This is a genomic window from Paraburkholderia agricolaris, from assembly GCF_009455635.1.
In the GTDB taxonomy this organism is placed as follows: Bacteria; Pseudomonadota; Gammaproteobacteria; order Burkholderiales; family Burkholderiaceae; genus Paraburkholderia; species Paraburkholderia agricolaris.
Window position 1 is genome coordinate 4076090 of the sequence record NZ_QPER01000001.1, and the last position, 23580, is coordinate 4099669.

The following is a 23580-nucleotide window of genomic DNA, read 5'->3' on the forward strand; positions in this document are numbered from 1 at the left end:
CAGTGGGAAGCCGCTGCGACCGTTAGTCTGAAAATGCGCGAAGGCAGCGCCGCTTGCCTTCGCGTCAGTCATTCAGCCATTCAGGCGCAGACTTCCAGTCCTCAGCCAAACACCCGCTTCCAAAGCCCCAGCACCGCCTCACGCTCAGTCACCACCAAGGCCGGATCGACCCGAGCCTTCTCCATCCCATCGAGCCGCAGCTTGTGCTGCAACTTCCGGTAGGTCCGGTAAGCCGCGCCGACCGTCTCCGCTTCCGCCTCGCTCATCAAGCCAAAGCGCGACACTTCGCGCAGCAACGCAATGTTGCCGGTATTGCGGATCAGTTCCGGATCGCTCGCCGCGTGCAGCAGCACCCAGTACTGCACGGTGAATTCGATATCGACCATGCCGCCACGATCGTGCTTCAGGTCGAACAGCGCCGTCTGGTTCGGGTGTCCCGCCTCGACGCGCTCGCGCATTTCGACGATTTCCTTCGCAAGCGGTGCAGCTTCGCGCGGCGTGGTCAGCACCTGTTCGCGGATCAGCTCGAACTTCGCGCCAATTTCGGCGTCGCCCGCGCAGTAGCGCGCGCGGGTCAGAGCCTGATGCTCCCACACCCATGCGGTATTGGCGGCATCGCCTTCGCGCAGTTGATACCGGCGGAACGCATCCAGGTCGGTGACGAGCAGACCCGACTCGCCGTTCGGCCGCAATCGCAAGTCGACGTCGAACAAAGTACCCGCGCCGGTGGCCGTCGTCAGCCAGGTGATGAGGCGGCGAGTGTAGGTGGCGTAGACGTCGGCGGCGGCATCGTCCGGATCGTCGTATAGGAAGATGACGTCGAGGTCCGACGCGTAACCCAATTCCTTGCCGCCCAGCTTGCCGTAGGCAATCACCGCGAACTTCGGCACCTCGCGATGGCGTTTGGCCAACTGCTTCCAGACGGCTTCGAGCGTGACGTCGAGCACCGCGTCGGCGAGTTCGGACAAACGGTCGCTCACATGTTCGACGCTCAGCCGGCCGGCCAGATCGATCAACAGGATGCGGAACACCTCGGCCTGGTGCGCGTGGCGCAGCAGATCCATCTGTTGCTCGACACCGTCCGCCGCGGCCAGACGCAAACGCAGCGTGCGCTTGAATTCGGGCCAGTCGAACGGACTGTCCATTGCCTCGTCGTCGAGAAGTTCGTCGAGCAATTGCGGGTGGCGAATCAGATAGCCCGCGGCCCAGCGCGAGCCACCCAGCACCGACAGCACCCGATGCAGCGCCTGCGGATATTCCGTTAGCAGCGCAAGGTACGCACCGCGCCGGCTCACGGCTTCGAGCAGGTCGAACAGGCGCGCCACCGTATCGCCGCGCCGTTCGGGCGGCTCCAACGTCCGCGCGGCTTCCAGCGCACGCTGCGCGACGATGTCGAAGCGCTGCCGGCTACGTTCGGCGAGCCCCGCGTAACGCGACGACTGCCACACCGCGCGCAAACGCGCCAGCAGTTCGCCCGGCTCGGGCACGCCCAGTTCAATCAGACGCGCGCGCAGCGCTTCGTCGGCGCTGTCGTCGGCGAGCGCGCTGCTCCAGATCCAGGTCGCCGCGCCGTCTTCCCGTGCGCCGCAACCGTCGCGGCCGCTCACCTTGTCGGCAAAAATCTGGTCGAACTGCTGCTCGACGAACTCGCGGTGCGCGTCGAGCTTGAGCATCAGCGCAGCATAATCGTCGCAGCCCATGGCGTGCGCGAGCGCCACGCGTTCCTCGGGATCGACCGGCATCGCATGGGTTTGCGCGTCGTTGCGGTATTGCAGGCGATGCTCGAGTTCGCGCAGGAAGCGGTACGCCTGTGACAGTTTCACGCAAACCGAGGTATCGATCAGCCCATGGGTCGCCGCGTGCCGCAAGACCGCGAGCGTCGGACGCACCCGGAAGCCGGCATCCTGGCCGCCGCGGATCAGCTGAAATACCTGCGCGCTGAATTCGATTTCGCGGATGCCACCGCGGCCCAGCTTGATGTCGTCGGCCTTGTCGGGCCGCATCGAGGCGCGCCGCTGCGCTTCCTGGCGAATCTGCAAATGCAGAGCCCGAATCGCGCTGATTACACCGAAGTCGAGATAACGTCGATAGACAAACGGCGTGACGATCGCGTCGAGTTGCTTCTGCAGCCGCACTGCCGCCTCGCTCGCGCCTTCGGACACGAGCCGGCCCTTGATCCACGCATAGCGCTCCCACTCGCGGCCCTGCACGTAAAAATATTCTTCGAGCATGCCGAGGCTGCACACGAGCGGCCCCGAATCGCCGTTCGGCCGCAAGCGCATATCGACCCGGAACACGTAGCCGTCGGCAGTCACCTCAGCCAATGCGCCGATCAGGCGCTTACCGAGCCGTGTAAAAAAGTCCTGCGTCGCGATCGGCGAACGCTGACCGCCGGCGGTCTCGCCGTCCTCTTCATAGACGAAGATCAGGTCGATATCCGACGACACATTCAGCTCACGCCCGCCCAGCTTGCCCATTCCGACCACGCCGAGCGCGAGCCGCTCGCCCTGCGGTCCACGCGGTTCGCCGTAAAGCGCTTCGAGCTCGGCGGACACAACCGCCAAGGCGCGCTGGATCGTCGTCTCCGCCAGATCGGTCATCGCGCCGGTGACTTCGGCGACATCCGCCTCGCCCGCCAGGTCGCGCTCCATCACGGCGCAAAATACTTCGGTGCGCAGCCGGCGCAAGGCTCGTTTGAGTGCATCCTCGCTCAACGGGCCACCGCCCGCGCCGGCGCCGGCGCCCTCGGCGCACAGCGCGTCGAAGCGCGCGTCGATCCGCTCGCGCGTGAGGGGCGCGGACGCGAGCGCCGCCACCTGTGCCACGATTTGCGGGCGGGCCGCCGCGGCACGCGCCGCGTAATGTGAATAGCTGGAACTCAGGAGTGTGGCGTCAGTCATCTAGGGTCTGGCTCGCTCGTTGCTTTAACAGCGTGGTTCAGTTCGCTGTAGCACACGGGTCCAGGTGGAGCCAGGCAACCTCGCGCAGGTCGCGAGACGGCATGCAGAAAGGGTTTGCCGGAGGTCCGCCGACGCTTTCCCGTGTGTTACATTTCGTCGTTAATTCGCAAAACTACCATACGCCCACCCGCTGCAGCATGTCCGAGCGAAACGAATCCGCCGACCCGCACGAAACTGGGCAGGTCCGGCCTGTGAGCGGAAGCGACCACATCGTGCTGCGTCGGACCCTTCGCGTGGTCCTGGCGCTGGCACTCGTTCTGTACTTCATCGCAACGAGTCTCTTTCTCGGCCTGCGTTACGTACTGCTGCCGCGCGTCGATTCGTTCCGGCCGCGCATCGAAGCCACGGTTTCCGAAAAGCTGCACGCGCAGTTCACCATCGGCAAGCTGGCGCCGCACTGGAGCGGTTTTCAGCCCGGCCTCGACGTCGCCGACATCGTCATCCGCGACCCCGACGGCAGAGCGGCGCTGACCATTCCGCACGCCACCGCCACGCTTTCATGGAAGTCGCTCTGGCAATTCCATCCCGCGCTTTCCAGCCTGATCGTCGATCAGCCCGACGTGCTGGTGTCGCGCAATGGCGACGGCGTGATCTCGGTGGCGGGCGTGCCGGTGCCGACCCGGCACAGCGGCAACGACACCTTGTCCACGTGGCTCTTGCGCCAACAGGCGATCGTGGTGCGCGGCGGGGTGCTGCGCTGGCGCGATGCCGAACACGACGCGCCGGAACTCGCCCTGCGCGACATCAGGATCGCGATTCTCAACGACGGCTACGACCACCGGCTTGCGTTGCAGGCGCCCGCCGACGGTCAGGTGCTGCACGGGCCGATCGACTTCCGCACCCATTTCAAACACGCCCGCCTCTCGGCGATCGGCAAGCCGGTCAACTGGGCCGGCCAGGTCTACATGTCGACCGGCCCGGTCGATCTGCCGACTCTTGCGCGTTACATCAATTTCCCGATCGAGACCTTCGCCGGCCGCATCGACAATGCGATCTGGGGCGATTTCGCCGATGGCCGCATGACCTCGGCGAGCGGGCAGCTGGCCGGCACGAATGTCTCGATGCGGGTCCGCCCGACCCAGCCGAAGCTGGACGTGCCGATCGCCAACTTCTCGTGGCGCGTCACGGTCAACCAGGGCGACTACACGCTGCAGCTCAATAACCTGCACGCCGAGCTCGGCCAGCCGCCGCTCGACGACGGCACGCCGCTGACCCGCACCCTCGCGCTCTCCACGTTGAACGGCCGCTTCCGGACCGCGTCGCTGCAGCATGGGCAACTCGTCAGCTTCAGCGGTGACCGCGTCGACCTGGGCATCCTCGCGGAATTCAGCCGCGCGCTGCCGTTGCCGCGCCCGCTGCTGAACAATCTGGTGCGCTTCAATCCCCGCGGCATGGTGGCGAACTATGTGATCGAAGTCGAACGCGGCAAACCTGAGTCGGGCGAAGCAGGCAGCGACCACCGGCCAAGCGGCACCGAGCCGATCGAGCGCTATCGCTTCAAGGGCGACCTGCAAGGCATCAGCTTCGCCGCGCAGGAGCCGCCGCCGGGGCTTACCGCGCTGAATCACCCGCGCGCCGGCATTCCCGGCATCGAAAACCTGTGGGGCAGCGTCGACGCCGACGAAAAACACGGCACCGCGACGCTCGACACCTCCAAGGTCGCGATTACGTTGCCGGGCGTGTTCGACGACCCGCGCCTGAAATTCGACCGCCTGCATGGCCGGGCGGACTGGACCATCACGCCGAAGGCGCCGGGCGAGAATCACCCGGCCTTCACTGTCAAACTGGCCGACTTCGGCGTGTCGAACGCGGACGCGGACGCCACGGCCACCGCCAATTACAGCAACCCGGGCCACGGCCGCGGCTCGCTCGACCTGAAGGCCGACTTCCAGCGCGCGCAGGTCACCCGCATCGTCCGCTATCTGCCGACCAGCATCAGCGAAAAGCTGCGCATTTACCTGGGCCATGGGCTGCAATCCGGCATATCGCGCGGTGCGACAATCGAAATCCACGGCGATCTGACCAAATTCCCCTACTCGCGCGCGCCGGAAGCCGGGATCTTCCATATCGTCGCGCCGTTCAAGAGCGGCAAGTTCGACCCTTCGCCGTACCCGCCGCGCAAGATGAAGAACGGCACACCGAACGTGTGGCCGCCGCTGGACGGTATTGACGGCGTGTTCGAACTCAAGCAGAACCTGCTGCGCTTCGACATCGACCGCGCCCATTACAAGCAGGTCGCCTTGAACAAGGTGAATGGCAAGATCGACGATCTCGGCACCAAGGCGTCGGATCTCGTCATCACGGGCAACGGCCGTGGGCCGCTTGCCGACATGCTCGACTACGTCAACGAAAGCTCGCTCGGCATCATGTCCAAACATGCGACCGAAAAAGTGCGCGCCGAAGGGCCCGCCGCGCTGGCGCTCAAACTAACCGTGCCACGCACGCCGAAGCCGCATATCGGCGTGGAAGGCGCAGTGGGCTTCCAGAACAACCGCCTGACGGTCGACAACGTGCCGCCGTTGTCGCAACTGAACGGCAAGGTGCGTTTTACCGAACATACGGCGCAGCTCGACCGGCTCTCGGGCCAGTTCCTCGGCGGCGACGTGCACGCGGACGGCGGCCTGAAGCAGGACGGCACGTATTCGCTCGCGCTCGGCGGCCATATCGCCGTGGATGCCGCGCGCGGTCTGAATCTGCACGGCCCGGCCGCCGAAGTGCTGACGCGCATGAGCGGCAGCGCGCCCTACGCGCTCAACGTGCGCGGCGCCAGGGGGCGCTTGCCGGAGGTCACGGCGAACTCCGATCTGACCGGCCTTGCGCTCGACTTCCCCGCGCCGTTCGACAAACCGGTCGGCACGCCGATGCCGCTGCGCTTCGCGGTCAAACCATCCACCGATACGAGCGAAGCCGGGCTGGAACGCGCCGACCTCACCTTCGGCCCGATCGTCGCCACCTATCTGCTGCGCTATGAGCCCAAAGCCGGGCCGAAGACACCACCCACGGTCGTACGCGGTGCGATCGGCGTCAACAAGCCCGCCGACCTGCCCTCCGATGGCGTGATCGCCACCGTCGACGTCGAAGCCTTCGACGCCGATGCCTGGCGCGCGCTCCTCACGCAAATGCGCAACAAAGATGCGCCCACTCCGTCGCCCAGCGCCGCGGCAGCGCCCGCTGCACCGAATCCGGCCCTCGCCCAGTTCCTGCCGAACCGCTTCGCGCTGCATATCGGCACGCTGACGCTGCTCAAGCGGCATTGGGATAGCGTGATCGTCGGGGCGTCGCATGCGGACGGCAAATGGCAGGCCAACATCGCGTCGAACCAGGTGTCGGGCCACGTTTCCTGGCTGCCGGGCGCCAACAAGGCGTCGCCCGGCACGCTGCAGGCGCGCTTTGCCCGGGTGGTGATTCCGTCCGTCACAGACCAGGATTTGCTTGGCCAGGCCATGTCGGCGCCGGCGCAGAACATGCCGTCGATCGATCTGGTGGTCAACGAATTGATCGTACGCAATCGCAACATTGGCCGGCTCGAAGTCGACGCGCACAACTTCGAGGAAGACGGCGTGCCGGTCTGGCAACTCGACAAGCTCGACATCACCAACCCAGCCGCCACGCTGAGCGCCACGGCGAACTGGCGCACCTCGACAGGCCTCGGCAATACCGCTGACGAGGCCACGCCGCGCCGTACCGTGTTCGATTTCAAACTCGACATCAAGGATGCCGGCGCCCTGCTGGAGCGCTTCGGCCAGCCGCACACGCTCAAGTCCGGCAATGGCTCGCTGTCGGGCAAGGTGGTGTGGCGCGGCGGCCCAACCAAGATCGACTACCCGACCCTCAATGGCAATCTGGCCGTCGACCTGCGCCATGGGCAGATTCTCAAGGTCGACCCGGGCGTCGCGAAATTGCTGGGCGTGCTCAGCCTGCAAAGCCTGGAGCGCTTCGCCACGCTCAATTTCCGCGACGTGATCGGCGAAGGGTTGCCGTTCGAACACGTCACCGGCACGGGCGAGATCCACAACGGTATTGGCCGCACCGAGAATTTCGAAATGGTGACAGCGCCGGCCCGCGCCGAGATGAAGGGCTCGGTGGATCTGGCGCAGGAAACCCAGGATCTGCACGTGCAGATCGTGCCGACTGTCAGCGCTGGCGCTGCCGTGATCGCCGCGACCGTGATCAATCCGCTCCTCGGGTTAGGCGCGCTAGTGGCCGATCTGGCGTTCAGCAAATCGGTCTCCACGGCGTTTGCGCGCGAGTACGCGATCACCGGTTCGTGGTCGAAACCGCACGTCGAGCGGGTGAAGAGCGATCGCGGTAAGATGGACGTTCCGGCTTCGACCGTGGGCGCACACTGAACTCGAACCCTCGTTTGATCAGAAGAGTGCCGCGCCACAGGCCCCAGCCAGTCTTGAACGACGTATGCGGCGCCAGCAGTTCGCGCCGCCGCCTTGCCGGGAGTTCTTCGAAACGCTCATGAGCGAAACACACGTCTCTTCATCTTCGTCCGCTGCTTCGTCCACCGCCTCGCCTGCGGCGTCCAGCGGCTCCTCCGGGAGCGCCTTCCGCGTTGCCGCGCTGCAAATGGTGAGCACGCCGGACCGCGAGCGCAATCTGGCCGAAGCGGAACGCCTGATCGCCGAAGCCGCCGCCGACGGCGCGCAACTCGTCCTGCTGCCCGAGTACTTCTGCTTCATGGGTTTCAAGGACACGGACAAGCTCGGCGTACGCGAGCCCTATCAGGACGGCCCGATCCAGCGTTTTCTCACCGATGCCGCGCGCCGGCACAAAGTGTGGGTGATCGGCGGCACCTTGCCGTTGATGTCGCAGGAACCCGCACGCGTGCTCAACACCACGCTGGTGTTCGACCCGCAAGGCAACGAGGCGGCGCGCTACGACAAGATCCATCTGTTCAACTTCGAAAAGGGCGAGGAATCGTTCGACGAGGCGCGCACCATCTGCCCCGGCGGCGAAGTCCGCACCTTCGAAGCGCCGTTCGGCCGGGTCGGCCTGTCGGTCTGCTACGATTTGCGCTTTCCTGAGCTGTACCGGCGCATGGGCGACTGCGCGCTGATCGTGGTGCCGTCGGCGTTCACTTACACCACCGGCCGCGCACACTGGGAGATGCTGCTGCGGGCCCGGGCGGTCGAGAACCAGTGCTATGTGCTGGCCGCCGCGCAAGGCGGCAAACATGAGAACGGCCGCCGGACATGGGGCCACAGCATGCTGATCGACCCGTGGGGCGAACTCGTCGCGGTGCGCGACGAAGGCGCCGGCGTGGTGGCCGGCAATCTCGAGCGTGCGCGCATCGACGAAGTGCGGCAGAGCCTGCCCGCCTGGCGTCACCGCGTGCTGAGCTGCTGACGTATTACCTGACATTGAAAGTGCGGCGCTTGTCACCCATATCCCAGTGATAGCAGCGCTAACCGAATCCTTCGTATCGAGCAGAACATACTTCGCATGAACATCATCGAACCCGGTATCCGTAATCTCGCCACCGCCAAGGATATTCTCCTGACGCCCTACGGTCTCGACGAGTCCCTGCTCACCCGCACGCTCGCCGAAATCTTCACGCACAAGATCGACTACGCCGACCTGTACTTCCAGTACACGCGCAGCGAAGCGTGGAGTCTCGAAGAAGGCATCGTGAAGTCGGGCAGCTTCAGCATCGACCAGGGTGTCGGCGTGCGCGCCGTGTCGGGCGATCGCACGGCTTTCGCGTATTCGGACGATCTGTCGCCCGAAGCGATCCGTCAGGCGGCGCTCGCCACCCGTTCGATTGCCAAGGCGGGCGGCGGCAAGCAGAAGATCAAGGCGGCCTCGTCGCTGACCGGCATTGCCGGGCGCGATCTGTACCTGCCGTCCGATCCGCTGCATTCGCTCGACGCGACCGCCAAGGTCAAGCTGCTCGAGCGCATCGAAAAGATGGCGCGCGGCCGCGATCCGCGCATCCAGCAAGTGATGGCAGGCCTCGCCGGCGAATACGACGTGGTGCTGGTCGCACGCAGCGACGGCGGCTTCGCGGCCGATATCCGTCCGCTCGTGCGCGTGTCGGTCACTGTGATCGCCGAGCAGAACGGCCGCCGCGAAATCGGCAGCGGCGGCGGCGGCGGCCGCTTCGACTATGGCTACTTCACCGACGAAGTGCTGTCGCGCTATGTCGACGACGCCGTGCATGCAGCGCTCGTCAATCTCGACGCCCGTCCGGCTCCGGCCGGCGCCATGACCGTCGTGCTCGGCCCGGGCTGGCCCGGCGTGCTGCTGCACGAAGCAATCGGCCACGGCCTCGAAGGCGACTTCAACCGCAAGGGCTCGTCGGCGTTCGCGGGTCGGATCGGCGAGCAGGTCGCGGCGAAGGGCGTGACGGTGGTCGACGACGGCACGCTGCCGAACCGCCGCGGCTCGCTGAACATCGACGACGAAGGCAATCCGACCCAGTGCACGACGCTGATCGAAGACGGCATCCTGAAGGGTTACATCCAGGACACGCTGAACGCGCGCCTGATGAAGATGCCGGTCACCGGCAACGCGCGTCGCGAATCGTACGCCGCGCTGCCGATGCCGCGCATGACCAACACGTACATGCTCAATGGCGACAAGGACCCGCAGGAAATCATCGCGTCCGTGAAGAACGGTTTGTACGCGGTGAACTTCGGCGGCGGCCAGGTCGACATTACAAACGGCAAGTTCGTGTTCTCGGCCTCCGAGGCGTACATGATCGAAAACGGCAAGGTCACCTACCCGGTCAAGGGCGCGACGCTGATCGGCAGTGGGCCGGAATCGCTCAAGTTCGTCAGCATGATCGGCAACGACATGAAGCTCGATTCGGGTGTCGGCGTATGCGGCAAGGAAGGCCAGAGCGTGCCGGTCGGCGTCGGTCAGCCGACGCTGCGTATCGACCGGATGACGGTTGGCGGCACGGCCTGATTTTGATGTGGACGCATACTTCGTGCATGATATTCACGAAGTATGCGGATTTACCGCATTTTTACACCTTGCAGCTTGCCAGCCCAGCTTACCCGGGTTATAAAGTCACTCACCCTTTTTGACCAGCGACCTATTTCGCCATGTCCGCCAAGTTTTACTTTTACTTTTTTTGGTATCTCAGACCGCTGGCGGATCGAGAGGGGTGTTAGTGCACGCAAGACACTCAGAATTCACGAAAACCGCCAGCTAGCCTGGCGGTTTTTTTTTCGCCCCACGTCTTTGAAACTTTTGCCGTTGAAATCTTTTTGATTGTTGTTCGCCCTGGCATCGCTGCCTGATCGCAGTCTGATCGCAGCCCTTGTTGCCCGCGCGAACACGCTACGACCCGATTCAGGAGAACAAACATGCCCCCGCACAACACCGACGATGTCCGCATCCGCGAATTGAAAGAACTTACGCCGCCCGCTCACCTGATCCGTGAATTCGCCTGCGACGAAACGGTGTCCGACGTGATCTACAACTCGCGCAACGCGATGCATCGCATCCTGCACGGCATGGAAGACCGGTTGATCGTCATCATCGGGCCGTGCTCGATTCACGATACGAAGGCGGCAATGGAATACGCCGGGCGTCTCGTCGAACAGCGCAAGCGCTTCGCCGGCGAACTCGAAATCGTGATGCGGGTGTACTTCGAAAAGCCGCGTACGACGGTGGGCTGGAAGGGTCTCATCAACGACCCGCACATGGACAACAGCTTCAAGATCAACGACGGCCTGCGCACCGCGCGCGAGTTGCTGCTGCGTATCAACGAACTCGGGCTGCCGGCCGGCACCGAATACCTCGACATGATCAGCCCGCAGTACATCGCCGATCTGATCTCGTGGGGTGCAATCGGCGCGCGTACGACCGAATCGCAAGTGCACCGCGAACTGGCTTCGGGCCTGTCGTGCCCGGTCGGCTTCAAGAACGGCACGGACGGCAACGTCAAGATCGCCGTCGACGCGATCAAGGCCGCGTCGCAGCCGCACCATTTCCTGTCCGTCACCAAGGGCGGCCACTCGGCGATCGTCTCGACCGCCGGCAATGAGGACTGCCACATCATCCTGCGCGGCGGTAAAACGCCGAACTACGATGCGGATAGCGTCAACGCCGCATGTGCCGACATCGGCAAAGCGGGTCTCGCGGCGCGTCTGATGATCGACGCGAGCCACGCGAATAGCTCGAAGAAGCACGAGAACCAGATTCCGGTGTGCGCGGACATTGGCCGCCAGATTGCTTCGGGTGACGAACGGATTGTCGGCGTGATGGTGGAATCGCATCTGATCGCCGGGCGCCAGGATCTGCAGGAAGGCTGCACGCTCACGTACGGTCAGAGCATCACCGATGCCTGTATCGGCTGGGACGAAAGCGTTGCCGTGCTGGAAGGTCTCGCCGAAGCGGTCAAGCAACGGCGCGTGGCGCGCGGCAGCGGTAATTAAACGCCGCTTCACGCACGTTGCGCACGTTGCGCATCGGCGCGATTGCTGTAGTGGTTGCATCGAAAACCCGGCTCGACAAGCCGGGTTTTTTTATTGGCCGAACGGATGAATGGTGCTTCAAGCCCCGCCTATGTACCGTAACAACTCGTTGCCAGGTCGGATACGACTTGACAGGGCTGAATGTTGCGTATAAAATTTTGTACATGAAAGGTGCTTATGGAGCAGGAGAAAGAAATTCGCTGGATGGGCTCCAGCTATCACGATTTACTCATCTTTCCTGAAGAACCACGTCGCCGGGCCGGTTTTCAGTTGGGCAAGATTCAGGCTGGCCTTGACCCCGACGATTGGAAGCCATTTGATTCGATCGGCGCTGGAACACGCGAGATTCGCATCAGAGAAGCTGATGGCATTTATCGCGTGATGTACGTCACGAAATTTGTGGAAGCGCTGTACGTTCTGCATTGCTTCCAGAAGAAAACTCAGAAACTTCCGCCGCTGGATAGAAAGATTGCCGAGATGCGGTATCGCGCCATCATCAATGATAGGAAACCTTAACAAATGACGATCGACACAAAAATCCGTCACGTAACAAAACCCGGTGCAAACCTGTTTCTCGAACTCGGCTTCTCCGCCGCAGAAGCGAAGCGCTTGCACGCCGCTTCGCAGAAACAGATTAACGACACGCGTCTGCTCAAGGAACAGTTGATGACCGAACTGTCCAGCTGGATCGAACAGCATCATCTGAAGCAGGCCGAGGCCGCTGAGATTCTGATGGTGTCGCGACCGCGCGTGTCGGACGTGGTCAACAAGAAGAGCGCCAAGTTCACCATCGACACACTGGTCGAAATGATGAGCCGGATCGGCAAGCCGGTCACACTGGCGATTGGATAAGGCGCATGGCGCGCCCTACGCGGGCTTTCCCACATCGCTCGCCATGCGCCCTCGCTTCACTGCACCGCGCCTGAACCGAACACTTCAGTGTGAATCCGGGTTGCATCCACACCGAGCGCGGTCAACGCCTCGTATTGCGCGCGCATGAACGGCACCGGGCCGCAGATGTAGTAATCCGCATCGGGAATCATCACCTTGCCGGTAATTTTCGTGAGGTCGAGGCGGCCTTCGAAGTCGTAGTCGACACCCGCGCGATCCCCCGTTTCAACGGCTTCGTAGAACACTGCGCGCGTAACATTGGGATGCGCGGCAACCGTGTCGTTAAGCCACTGCCGGAATGCATGCACGCGTCCATTGCGGCAGGCATGCACGAAAGTCACGCTGCGCTCGCTGTGATCGGCGAGCAAGGTGGAGAGCATCGAGGTCATCGGCGTCACGCCCACACCGCCGCTCATTAGCACCACGGGCGTCGTCTTCTCGCGCGCCAGCGTGAAATCACCCATGGGCGCGCTGACATGCACCACCTCGCCCACTTCCACACCATCGTGCAGAAGGTTCGATACATGGCCGGGCGCCTGATCTTCACGGCCGGCCTCGCGCTTCACCGAAATACGCAGCCATTTTCCGTTCGAGGCGTCCGACAAGCTGTACTGCCGCGGCTGATCGACGCCGAGTTCATCCACGAAACGCTTCACGCTCAGATATTGGCCAGGCTCGAAGCCGCAAGCCGGTGAGCCATCGGCGGGCGTCAGATAGAACGACGTGATTTCATCGCTCTCCACTTCCTTGCGCGCAACCTTGAACGGCCGGAAGCCACTCCATGCCGCACCTTCATAGAGCTTCGCTTCCGCGCCGATGAAAATGTCCGCGAGTTGCCCATATGCGACTTCCCACGCGCCAAGCGTCTCCTGATCGACCGCATCGCCGAGCACATCGACGAACGCACCCAGCAGGTGCCGCCCCACGATCGGATACTGCTCCGGCCGGATATTCAGACTCGCGTGCTTATGAGCGATTCGCGAGACAGTCGGGCCCAGCGCGCCGAGGTTATCGATATTGGCCGCGTATGCGTACACCGCTTTCGCGAGTGTTTCCGGCTGATTGCCGCTCTTCTGGTGAGTCTGGTTGAACACATTCTTCAACTCAGGATGATGCGCGAACATGCGCTTGTAGAAGTGTTTGGTGATGGTCGTGCCGTGTACGGCGAGCACGGGTACGGTGGCTTTGACTCGAGCGATCTGGTCGGCGGTGAGAACGGTCATGACTACTTCTCCTTAAAGATGTATCTACAATACATTTTTAAGAAGCAAGTTTGACCCGGACAGATTGTCACAGCACTCATACGGCTTAAAGGGACCGAAGCGCGATGCTAGCCGGCCCTACCGATCGTGCTGCCATAACACGTCGCTGCCGCCATCCGCGCGATTGAGTACGCGCGCGAGCACGAACAGCAGGTCGGACAGACGGTTCACATACTGGCGCAGTGCTTCATTGATTGCTTCGCTTTCACCCAGGGCCACGATCGAGCGCTCGGCGCGCCGGCACACCGTACGGCCCACGTGCGCAAGCGCGGCCGCGCGCGAGCCGCCGGGCAAAATGAATTCCTTCAACGGCGGCAGGGTCGCGTTGTAGTCGGCCAGCCAGCCGTCGAGTTGGCCGAGTTGCTTGTCGGTGATCATCGTATGACCGGGAATGCAAAGCTCGCCGCCAAGATCGAACAGGTCGTGCTGAATTGCGACCAGCGCCGCTCGCACGTTGTCAGGCAGCGTTTCGCACAGCAACACGCCGAGATTCGAATTGAGCTCGTCAACGTCGCCGATGGCGGCAATGCGTGCGCTGTCTTTGCGTACGCGGCGGCCGTCGCCGAGACCGGTGGTGCCGTCGTCGCCCGTACGGGTGGCGATCCTGCTCAAGCGGTTGCCCATGATGTCTCCCATGCATTCACATTCAGTAACGATGCGTTGGCGCGGTGCGGCCGAATCCATCCGGCGCATCCGGCAAACAGGCCACCGCGTTAGCCACCGCATTGGCCACCGCGTTTATCCATATTGCGCGCATCGCGAGGTCGCCACCATTATAGGAGCGGCAGCCGCGCCCGACGCCGGTCCCCGGGCGATCGGCGTAAAATGAAGCACAAGCTGTAGAACAGCTCTGCCCTACTATCAGGAGACATGCGTGAATCATCCCGTGCCGCCGGCCCCATTGCGCCGGCCGTTTCCCGCCGAATTGCTGACCGCCCTCAAAGCCGCTTTCGGCGAGCGCGTCTCTACCGCTGAAGCCGTGCGCGCCCACCACGGCCGCGATGAATCCCCGTTCGATCCGCAACTGCCCGACGCCGTCGTGTTCGCGCGCAACACGGAAGACGTGCAAACCATCGTGAAGCTGTGCGGCCAGTACGACGTACCGATCATCCCCTACGGCAATGGTTCGTCGCTCGAAGGGCATCTGCTGGCGGTCCAGGGCGGCGTATCCATCGACCTGTCGGAAATGAACCGCGTGTTGTCGATCAATGCCGAAGACCTGACCGTCACGGTCGAACCCGGCATCTCGCGCAAGCAGTTGAACGAAGCGCTACGCGACACCGGCCTGTTTTTCCCGATCGACCCGGGTGCCGACGCGAGCATCGGCGGCATGTCGGCTACGCGCGCGTCGGGCACCAACGCCGTACGCTACGGCACGATGCGTGAGAACGTACTCGGGCTGACGGTGGTGCTCGCCGACGGCCGCGTGATCAAAACCGGCACGCGCGCGCGCAAGTCGTCGGCGGGTTACGACCTCACGCGTCTGTTCGTCGGCTCGGAAGGCACGCTCGGCGTGATTACCGAAATCACCGTTCGGCTGTATCCGCAGCCGGAGGCGGTCTCGGCCGCGGTCTGCACCTTCCCGTCGATGGGCGATGCCGTGCGCGCGGTGATCGAAACGATTCAGATCGGCGTGCCGATCGCGCGGGTCGAATTCGTCGACTCACTGGCGATCCGCTCGATCAATCGCCATTCGAACCTGACGCTGCGTGAAGCGCCTACGCTCTTCTTCGAATTCCATGGCACCGAAGCCGGTGTGAAAGAGCAAGCCGAACTGGTGCAGGAAATCGCCGCGCAGAATGCCGGCGAAGGCTTCGAATGGGCGACCCGGCCGGAAGATCGCAGCCGCCTGTGGAACGCGCGCCACAACGCCTACTTCGCCATGCTGCAACTAAAGCCCGGCTGTCGCGCCGTCACAACCGACGTCTGCGTGCCGATCTCGCGCCTTGCGGAATGCGTGGTGGAAACCGAGCAGGATCTGAACGCGTCGCCGCTGCCTTGTCCGATCGTCGGCCACGTTGGCGACGGCAACTTCCACGTTGCGATCCTGATCGATCCGGACAAGCCGGAAGAACTCGCCGAAGCCGAGCGCCTGAACCATCGCATCGTGCAGCGCGCGCTGCGCATGGACGGCACCTGCACCGGCGAGCATGGTGTCGGTCTGCACAAGATGAATTTCCTGCTCGAAGAACATGGTGAAGTCGCCGTCGACACGATGCGCTCCATCAAGCACGCGCTCGATCCGCGCAATCTGATGAACCCGGGCAAGATCTTTTCCTGGGCGGCTTGAGGCGCCGGTCGAACCCAGCTCCGTTGCATTAGCGGCAGTGGCAACGCCTGCTGCCGCACAACCAGGCTGGACCGGGCACGCAGAGTGAACGACATCAGGAGACAAGTCATATGAACGCACCCGTCGAACTGACGGCCGAAGTTCTCGCCCAGCGCCAGCGAGAAGTCGTACAGGCGCTGATGGCCGTGCTGCCGACCCACTGCCTGCTGTATCGCGAAGAAGATACCGTCGCTTACGAGTGCGACGGCCTCGCAGCCTACCGGCGTCTGCCGCTCGCGGTTGCGTTGCCGGAGACGGAATCGCAGGTTCAGCGCATCGTGCAGATCTGTCACCGGCTCGACGTGCCGATCGTGCCGCGCGGCGCGGGCACCGGTTTGTCCGGCGGGGCGATGCCGATTCGTCACGGGGTGGTGGTGTCGCTCGCACGCTTTCGCAAGATCGTCGAAGTGGACTCCTACGCCCGAACCGCCACGGTGCAGCCGGGCGTGCGCAATCTGTCGATTTCGGAAGCCGCCGCGCCGTACGGCTTGTACTACGCACCTGACCCGTCGTCGCAGATCGCCTGCACGATCGGCGGCAACGTCTCTGAGAATTCAGGCGGCGTGCACTGCCTCAAATACGGTCTCACCGTGCACAACGTGCTGCGTGTACGCGCCGTCACGATGGAAGGCGAAATCGTCGAGTTCGGTTCGCTCGCGCCGGATGCGCCGGGGCTCGATCTGCTCGCGGTGCTGATCGGCAGTGAAGGCATGTTCGCGATCGTCACTGAAGTCACCGTCAAGCTGATCCCGAAACCGCAAACGGCGCAGGTCATCATGGCCAGTTTCGACGACGTCGTGAAAGGCGGCGATGCGGTCGCCGGCATCATTGCGGCGGGCATTATTCCGGCCGGTCTGGAGATGATGGACAAACCGGCTACGCGCGCCGTCGAAGAATTCGTCAATGCAGGCTACGACCTCGACGCGGCGGCGATCCTGCTATGCGAGTCGGATGGCACGCCGGAAGAAGTGGCCGACGAAATCGTGCGCATGACCGCGGTGCTGCGCGAACAGGGCGCTACCCGCATCCAGATTTCACGCTCGGAAAATGAGCGGCTGCGCTTCTGGTCCGGGCGCAAGAACGCGTTTCCGGCGGCGGGCCGCATTTCTCCCGACTACTACTGCATGGACGGCACCGTGCCGCGCCGCAGTATCGGGCCGCTGCTGGCGCGTATCGAAGTGATGGAGAAGAAGTACGGCCTGCGCTGCATCAACGTCTTCCATGCGGGCGACGGCAACATGCATCCGCTGATCCTGTTCAACGGCAACGATCAGGACGAATGGCACCGCGCCGAGGCATTCGGTTGCGACATCCTCGAAGCCTGTGTCGAACTGGGTGGCACCGTGACGGGCGAACACGGCGTGGGTATCGAGAAGATCAACTCGATGTGCGTGCAGTTCTCACCGGAAGAGCGCGACACGTTCCACGCGGTCAAACGCGCCTTTGACGCACCCGGCCTGCTCAATCCCGACAAGGGTATTCCCACCCGTGCCCGGTGCGCCGAGTACGGCAAGATGCACGTACGCGGCGGCTTGCTGCCGCATCCGGACCTGCCGCGGTTTTAAAACGGCTTTAAGACCGCTTTAAGACGGCTTCGACCGTTTCAACGCTGCCGGGCTCAAGTCGGGCCCGCAGCGTCTATCGCGTGCCCGCCGCACGGTCCCGCTTGCCCAGATACCGGGACTCCCACCTCTGCCAGCCTCCGCGCGACTCCCTGCGCCGACGCATTCCGCATGTGCCGCGCCCGCACTGCTTTCCAGCGCCCACCCTGATTACCCGATACGGGTCCGCTCCGGGTTGCCAGCGAGCCGCCGCCCGGTACAATCGATCGAAACACAACGAAGCAGGGCACCATGGAAGAGGATGACATCGTCGCCATCTGGTCTGAACGCGTGCGTTCAGCCAGCGCCGAAGGGCGCACATTGCGCATCCGTGGCGGCGGCACCAAAGACTGGTACGGCCAGACGCTGGAAGGTGAGATCCTCGACACGCGCGCTTACCGCGGCATCATCGCTTACGACCCGGCTGAACTGGTCATCACGGCGCGCGCGGGCACGCCCCTGCTGGAGATCGAGGCCGCACTCGCCGAACGCGATCAGATGCTCGCCTTCGAACCGCCGCATTTCGGCCCGCAAGCCACCTTCGGCGGCTGCATCGCGGCGGGCATTGCCGGTCCACGCCGCCCTTCAGCAGGTGCCGCGCGCGACTTCGTGCTCGGCGCCGTCGTCATGAACGGCCAGGGCCAGGCGTTGCATTTCGGCGGCCAGGTGGTGAAGAACGTTGCCGGTTACGACGTCTCCCGTTTGATGGCCGGTTCACTCGGCACACTTGGGCTGATCCTCGAGTTGTCGGTCAAGGTACTGCCGGTGCCGCAAGCCGAAACCACGCTCAAATTCGATATGAACGGCACAGATGCGGTCCGCAAGCTCAACGAATGGGGCGGCCGGCCGCTGCCGATTACCGCGAGCGCATGGCGTCATGGCACGCTGGCCGTGCGGATGGCCGGCGCGGAAGCTGCGGTCAAGGCCGCGCGTACGGCGCTCGGCGGCGAAGTCGTCGACGCCGTCGAAGCGGAGCGTTTCTGGGCCGGCCTGCGTGAACAGACCGACTCGTTCTTCGCGGCTATCCCACCGAAAGCCGCGCTGTGGCGCCTCGCCCTGCCGTCGATCACCGAGCCGCTGCAATTGCCCGGCGCGCAACTGATGGAATGGGGCGGCAGCCAACGCTGGTGGATCACCGATACCGACGCACAGACCGTGCGTATCAGCGCCAAACAGGCCGGCGGCCACGCCACCATCTTCCGTACCGGCCACGGCTACGACCGCGGCGCCGGGGTGTTCACGCCGCTGCCCGCGCCGCTGATGAAAATCCATCGCGGCCTGAAAACCGCCTTCGACCCAGCCCGCATTTTCAATCGCGGCCGTCTCTACCCCGACTTCTGAGCCACGCGATGCAAACCAATCTCGCGGACTTCATTCGCAACACGCCCGATGGCGACGAGGCCGACGCCATCCTGCGCAATTGCGTGCATTGCGGTTTCTGCACGGCGACCTGCCCGACCTACCAGATTCTCGGCGACGAACTCGATGGCCCGCGCGGGCGCATCTATCTGATCAAGCAGATGGTGGAAGGCGCGGCGGTCACGCGCAGCACTCAGGTCCACCTGGATCGCTGCCTCACCTGCCGCAACTGCGAAACGACCTGCCCGTCCGGCGTGCAATACGGCAGGCTGGTCGAGATCGGCCGCAAGATCACCGAGGAAAAAGTCACGCGTCCCCTCGGTCAGCGGATGGTGCGCCGGCTGCTCGCGAGCTTCGTGCCGAACAGCGCACTGTTCACGCCGACCATGCGCCTCGGTCAGCATGTGCGCGCGCTCCTGCCCAAAAAACTGCGCGACAAGGTGCCCGCCCGGCAACGTCCGCTCGAATGGCCGACCGCGCAACATCCGCGCAAGATGCTGATGCTCGCCGGCTGCGTGCAACCGTCGATGATGCCGAACGTCAACATCGCCACCGCGCGCGTGCTCGACGCCCTGGGAGTGGAAACGCTGATCGCGCCGGAAGCAGGCTGTTGTGGCGCGATCCGGCTGCACCTGGGCTACACCGACGAAGCGCTCGACGACCTGCGCGCCAACATCGACGCATGGTGGCCCTATATCGAGCAAGGTGTCGAAGCGATCGTCATGAACGCGTCCGGCTGCGGCGCGACAGTCAAGGAATACGCGCATCTGCTGCGCAACGATCCCGCGTATGCGGAAAAAGCGCGCCGCGTGACCGAATTGACGCGGGACATCGCGGAGATCCTGCCGGAGTTCGAAGAAGCGCTCGCCGCCGTGACGCGCCGCCGCGCGATCCATACGGTGGCGTTCCATCCGCCGTGCACGTTGCAGCATGGTCAGCAGGTGCGCGGCAAGGTCGAACATCTGCTGGCGGCGCTCGGCGTGGAAGTGCGCCTGCCCGCCGACAGCCATCTATGCTGCGGCTCGGCCGGCACTTATTCGCTGACGCAGCCCAGGCTCTCGTACGCACTGCGCGATCAGAAGCTCGAGCGGCTGCAGGCGCAGGAGCCGCAGGTGATCGTATCGGCGAACGTCGGCTGCATCGCCCATCTGCAAAGCGGTACGTCCACGCCGGTCGCACACTGGATCGAACTGGTGGAGCATATGCTGTCCACCTGAAACGATCGATCCCGATCGCGAAGCGCGGCACGTGGCTTGCGATGCTTCACCGCAAGCCACGTTCGTTTGTCCGAGTCATTGTCAGGAAGCGGCACGAGGCGCGGCGTCCGTATAATTCGACCATTGTCTTTCGCTGGACTTCCGGTTCCATCCCATGCCATATCTGATCCACAACCTCGAAGCGGTGCGGCAGCGCATCGCCCTCGCGGCGCAAGTCGCCGGACGCGATCCGCATTCGATCACCCTGCTCGCGGTCTCGAAGACGTTTCCCGCCGAAGACGTGCGCGCCGCCTACAAAGCCGGGCAGCGCGCGTTCGGTGAAAACTATGTGCAGGAATCGCTCTCCAAGATCGAAACGCTGGCCGATCTGCGCACCGCGCTCGAATGGCATTTCATCGGACCATTGCAATCGAACAAGACGCGGCCGGTTGCGGAGAATTTTGACTGGGTACATTCGGTCGACCGTCTGAAGATCGCTCAACGGCTGTCGGAGCAGCGTCCGGACAACCTGCCGCCGTTGAACGTCTGCCTGCAGGTCAACATTAGCGGCGAAGCGTCCAAAAGCGGTGTGAGCATTCCCGAGGCGGTGGAAGTCGCACAGACCATCGCCGCGCTGCCTAAGCTGAAGCTACGCGGCCTGATGGCGATTCCTGAACCGGCCGGTGGCATCGAAGAACAGCGCGTGCCGCATCGGCAACTACGCGAGCTGTTCGAACGCCTGCAAAATGACGGCCTTGAACTCGATACGCTGTCCATGGGCATGTCAAGCGACCTCGAAGCCGCAGTGCTGGAAGGCGCGACGATCGTGCGCGTCGGCACCGCGATTTTCGGCGCACGAGATTACTCCAACTGACCGTTTCGGCCCTTGGCGGCTTCACACGGAACTTTTCACGGAACATCATGAAAATTGCTTTTATCGGTGGTGGCAACATGGCGGCGGCGTTGATCGGCGGCCTCATCAAGCGCGGCGTCGCGCCCGCTGATCTGTACGCGATCGATCCCAACGAAGAGGCGCGCAAGCGCAATGAGCAGCAATTCGGCATCAAGACCGGCGCCGCCGCGGACGCCGCGCTCGCCCCGTACGACGCCGTCGTGCTGGCGGTGAAACCGCAAATCCTGAAGAACGTCGCCGGGTCACTGGCGCCGCATCTGCAGGCGTCGCAACTGGTAATCAGCATCGTCGCGGGCATTCGCATGGATGACATGTCGCGCTGGCTGAACGGCCATGCCCGCATCGTGCGCGTGATGCCGAATACGCCGGCGCTGATCGGCATGGGCGTAACGGGCCTCGTCGCGACCGGCAGCGTCGACGAGACCGGCCGCGCGCTCGCGTCGCAGGTGTTGGGCGCTGTCGGCGAAACCGTCTGGTTCGACGACGAAGCGAAGATCGACGCCGTCACCGCGATCTCGGGCAGCGGTCCCGCTTACGTGTTTTATTTCATCGAAGCGTTGCAGGAAGCCGCGCGCCAGCTCGGCATGGATGAAGCGCAAGGCCGCGCGCTGGCGGTTGCGACCTTCACCGGTGCGGCACAATTGGCCGCAAACTCGGACGAACCCCCGAGTCTGTTGCGCGAACGTGTGACGTCGAAGGGCGGCACCACCGCGGCCGCGCTGGCGTCGTTCGATGCCAGCGGAATCAAGGACGCAATCGTCCGCGGCGCACTCGCTGCCGATGCACGCGCCAGGGAAATGGGCGACGAGTTCGGCAAGCAGTAAGCGCGGTTCGAGATTTGCGGGTTGGCTGGCGCGGAAGAATTAAAACGAAGCAGCCGCGTAATGCGCGGCAATGCCGACAAACAACGCGCCGCCCAACCAGTTGTTATGACGGAACGCCGCGAAGCACGCCATCCGCTCGCGATTGCGGATCAACTTGTAGTGATAGATCGCGCAGCCCACCGCCGCTACCCAGCCCAGCCAATACAACATGCCGAAGCCGAGCACTACGCCGATGCCGACGTAAATGCCCAGCGTGGCCGCGTAGCACAGCATGATCGCCGCCACGTCGAAGCGGCCGAAGGTCAGCGCCGAGGTGCGGATGCCGATCTTGATGTCGTCGTCGCGATCGACCATCGCGTATTCCGTGTCGTACGCAACCGACCAGAATATATTGGCCAGCAGCATGATCCACGCGAGCATCGGCACATGATCCTGAATCGCGGCAAACGCCATCGGAATCCCGAAGCCGAACGCAATGCCCAGGTACGCCTGCGGAATCGCGAAGAAGCGCTTTGTGAACGGATACGAACCCGCGACGAACAATGCCGCCACCGATAGCTCCTTGGTCAGCGTATTGAGCGGCAGGATCAGCAAAAACGCCAGCAGCGACAAACCGGCCGCCAGCGCCACCGCCTCCCATGCCTTGATCTTGCCCGACGTGATCGGACGGTTTTCCGTGCGCTTCACATAGCGGTCGAAGTCGCGATCCGCGTAGTCGTTGATCGCACAGCCCGCCGAGCGCATCAGCACCGTACCCACCGTGAAGATCACCAGCAACGGCCACGAAGGATGGCCGTCGGACGCAATCCACAGTGCATTGAGCGTCGGCCACAGCAGCAGCAGGCTGCCGATCGGCTTGTCCATGCGCACGAGGCGCAGATACAGGGGAAGTCGGGCGAACATGGGCGGATTCGGTGAAGTGCAGACGGTGCCGCTATTTTACGGGATGCGGACGGCAGACGGACTTCATGCCAACGGCGGCCGACATGTTGCACGCCGGATTCGGATGCAAGCGCTGCCACGGCCGCAGCCGGGTCCGAATCGGGCACTGCAAAAAACAAAGCCTCCCGCAAAGGGAGGCTCGTTTGTGTTCCTGTTCAACGCGAAGCTCGAGCGCCATGCTGAAATCGTGCACTCAGCGCTCCAAACGCCAGCCCAATCACGCCAGCATCGAGCGCAGCATCCACGCGGTCTTTTCGTGCGTTTGCATGCGTTGCGTCAGCAGGTCGGCGGTCGGCTCGTCGTTAGCCGCTTCCGTCGACGGGAAAATCGCGCGCGCGGTACGCACCACGGCTTCCTGACCTTCCACCAGTTGGCGGATCATTTCTTCCGCGGCCGGCACACCGTCCGCTTCCGGAATCGATGAGAGCTTCGCGAATTCCTTGTAGCTGCCCGGCGCATGCACGCCCAGCGCGCGAATCCGTTCGGCGATCGAATCGACCGCCAGCGCCAGCTCGTTGTATTGCGTTTCGAACATCAGGTGCAGCGTGTTGAACATCGGACCCGTCACATTCCAGTGGAAGTTGTGAGTCTTCAGATACAGCGTGTAGGTGTCGGCGAGCAGTCGCGACAACCCTTCTGCAATCTTCTTGCGATCCTTGTCGCTGATCCCGATATTGACGTGCTGTACAGCTTCTTTCTTGGCCATGACGACTCCTTTGAAGAGTGATACGAACCGATCGGCAATGTGACGGTGCGCGATTGGCAAACCCGCAAACCCGGCACCTCGAACGCCCGCCAGTTTATCTTAGAAAGCAAACGCGTTCGTGTGACGCGTGGTCGCTTGCAGCACCCGCCGCCTCGTGTTCAA

At 63.5% G+C, this 23580-nt stretch carries 17 protein-coding genes; 12 read left to right on the forward strand and 5 right to left on the reverse strand.

What is annotated here, in order from left to right; all coding sequences use genetic code 11:
- Nucleotides 1-101: 101 nt before the first annotated feature.
- The gene (glnE, locus tag GH665_RS17900) at nucleotides 102-2900 is read right to left on the reverse strand and encodes a bifunctional [glutamate--ammonia ligase]-adenylyl-L-tyrosine phosphorylase/[glutamate--ammonia-ligase] adenylyltransferase (RefSeq protein WP_153137174.1); all 2799 of its coding nucleotides are present in this window, start codon (nucleotides 2898-2900) and stop codon (nucleotides 102-104) included.
- A gap of 197 nt (nucleotides 2901-3097) precedes the next feature.
- Between glnE and GH665_RS17905 the strand changes: the two genes are divergently transcribed.
- The 6 genes from GH665_RS17905 (at nucleotide 3098) to GH665_RS17935 (ending at nucleotide 12247) form a co-directional block, all read left to right on the forward strand.
- Nucleotides 3098-7309: a YhdP family protein gene (locus GH665_RS17905; RefSeq protein WP_153138565.1), complete on the forward strand. Its 4212-nt coding sequence runs from the start codon at nucleotides 3098-3100 to the stop codon at nucleotides 7307-7309.
- Between the two features lie 118 nt (nucleotides 7310-7427).
- Complete coding sequence (locus GH665_RS17910) at nucleotides 7428-8315, forward strand: carbon-nitrogen hydrolase family protein (RefSeq protein WP_153137176.1); 888 nt, start codon at nucleotides 7428-7430, stop codon at nucleotides 8313-8315.
- A gap of 96 nt (nucleotides 8316-8411) precedes the next feature.
- The gene (tldD, locus tag GH665_RS17915; RefSeq protein WP_028198840.1) at nucleotides 8412-9878 is read left to right on the forward strand and encodes a metalloprotease TldD; all 1467 of its coding nucleotides are present in this window, start codon (nucleotides 8412-8414) and stop codon (nucleotides 9876-9878) included.
- Between the two features lie 404 nt (nucleotides 9879-10282).
- Nucleotides 10283-11356, forward strand: coding sequence for a 3-deoxy-7-phosphoheptulonate synthase AroG (gene aroG / locus GH665_RS17925; RefSeq protein ID WP_074285379.1), 1074 nt, complete (start codon nucleotides 10283-10285; stop codon nucleotides 11354-11356).
- Nucleotides 11357-11572: 216 nt separating this feature from the next.
- Nucleotides 11573-11911, forward strand: coding sequence for a type II toxin-antitoxin system RelE/ParE family toxin (locus tag GH665_RS17930; RefSeq protein WP_153137179.1), 339 nt, complete (start codon nucleotides 11573-11575; stop codon nucleotides 11909-11911).
- 3 nt (nucleotides 11912-11914) lie between these two features.
- Nucleotides 11915-12247 (forward strand): helix-turn-helix domain-containing protein, encoded by a 333-nt coding sequence (locus tag GH665_RS17935; RefSeq protein WP_028198843.1) that lies wholly within the window; start codon nucleotides 11915-11917, stop codon nucleotides 12245-12247.
- Between the two features lie 56 nt (nucleotides 12248-12303).
- On the opposite strand, the gene hmpA is transcribed toward GH665_RS17935, so the two are convergent.
- Together hmpA and GH665_RS17945 are read right to left on the reverse strand one after the other, a co-directional pair.
- Complete coding sequence (gene hmpA / locus GH665_RS17940) at nucleotides 12304-13509, reverse strand: NO-inducible flavohemoprotein (RefSeq protein ID WP_153137181.1); 1206 nt, start codon at nucleotides 13507-13509, stop codon at nucleotides 12304-12306.
- 117 nt (nucleotides 13510-13626) lie between these two features.
- Nucleotides 13627-14172, reverse strand: a complete 546-nt coding sequence (locus GH665_RS17945; RefSeq protein WP_153137183.1) for a cob(I)yrinic acid a,c-diamide adenosyltransferase — start codon at nucleotides 14170-14172, stop codon at nucleotides 13627-13629.
- A gap of 250 nt (nucleotides 14173-14422) precedes the next feature.
- On the opposite strand from GH665_RS17945, the gene GH665_RS17950 reads away from it, so the two are divergent.
- From GH665_RS17950 to proC, 6 genes are all read left to right on the forward strand, one after another.
- On the forward strand, nucleotides 14423-15838 hold the full coding sequence (locus GH665_RS17950) for an FAD-linked oxidase C-terminal domain-containing protein (RefSeq protein ID WP_153137185.1): 1416 nt from the start codon (nucleotides 14423-14425) through the stop codon (nucleotides 15836-15838).
- A 110-nt stretch (nucleotides 15839-15948) separates the two neighbouring features.
- Nucleotides 15949-17442: an FAD-linked oxidase C-terminal domain-containing protein gene (locus GH665_RS17955; RefSeq protein ID WP_153137187.1), complete on the forward strand. Its 1494-nt coding sequence runs from the start codon at nucleotides 15949-15951 to the stop codon at nucleotides 17440-17442.
- Nucleotides 17443-17730: 288 nt separating this feature from the next.
- On the forward strand, nucleotides 17731-18819 hold the full coding sequence (gene glcE, locus GH665_RS17960; RefSeq protein WP_153137190.1) for a glycolate oxidase subunit GlcE: 1089 nt from the start codon (nucleotides 17731-17733) through the stop codon (nucleotides 18817-18819).
- 8 nt (nucleotides 18820-18827) lie between these two features.
- Nucleotides 18828-20054: a glycolate oxidase subunit GlcF gene (gene glcF / locus GH665_RS17965; protein WP_046566737.1), complete on the forward strand. Its 1227-nt coding sequence runs from the start codon at nucleotides 18828-18830 to the stop codon at nucleotides 20052-20054.
- Between the two features lie 154 nt (nucleotides 20055-20208).
- Nucleotides 20209-20907: a YggS family pyridoxal phosphate-dependent enzyme gene (locus GH665_RS17970; RefSeq protein WP_153137192.1), complete on the forward strand. Its 699-nt coding sequence runs from the start codon at nucleotides 20209-20211 to the stop codon at nucleotides 20905-20907.
- Nucleotides 20908-20954: 47 nt separating this feature from the next.
- Complete coding sequence (gene proC / locus GH665_RS17975) at nucleotides 20955-21770, forward strand: pyrroline-5-carboxylate reductase (RefSeq protein WP_153137194.1); 816 nt, start codon at nucleotides 20955-20957, stop codon at nucleotides 21768-21770.
- 39 nt (nucleotides 21771-21809) lie between these two features.
- Here proC and ubiA read toward each other — a convergent pair whose 3' ends face one another.
- Together ubiA and GH665_RS17985 are read right to left on the reverse strand one after the other, a co-directional pair.
- The gene (ubiA, locus tag GH665_RS17980; protein WP_028198852.1) at nucleotides 21810-22673 is read right to left on the reverse strand and encodes a 4-hydroxybenzoate octaprenyltransferase; all 864 of its coding nucleotides are present in this window, start codon (nucleotides 22671-22673) and stop codon (nucleotides 21810-21812) included.
- A 256-nt stretch (nucleotides 22674-22929) separates the two neighbouring features.
- A complete protein-coding gene (locus GH665_RS17985) occupies nucleotides 22930-23418 on the reverse strand; it encodes a Dps family protein (protein ID WP_027777895.1) in 489 nt (162 codons plus the stop codon).
- Between the last annotated feature and the right edge of the window lie 162 nt (nucleotides 23419-23580).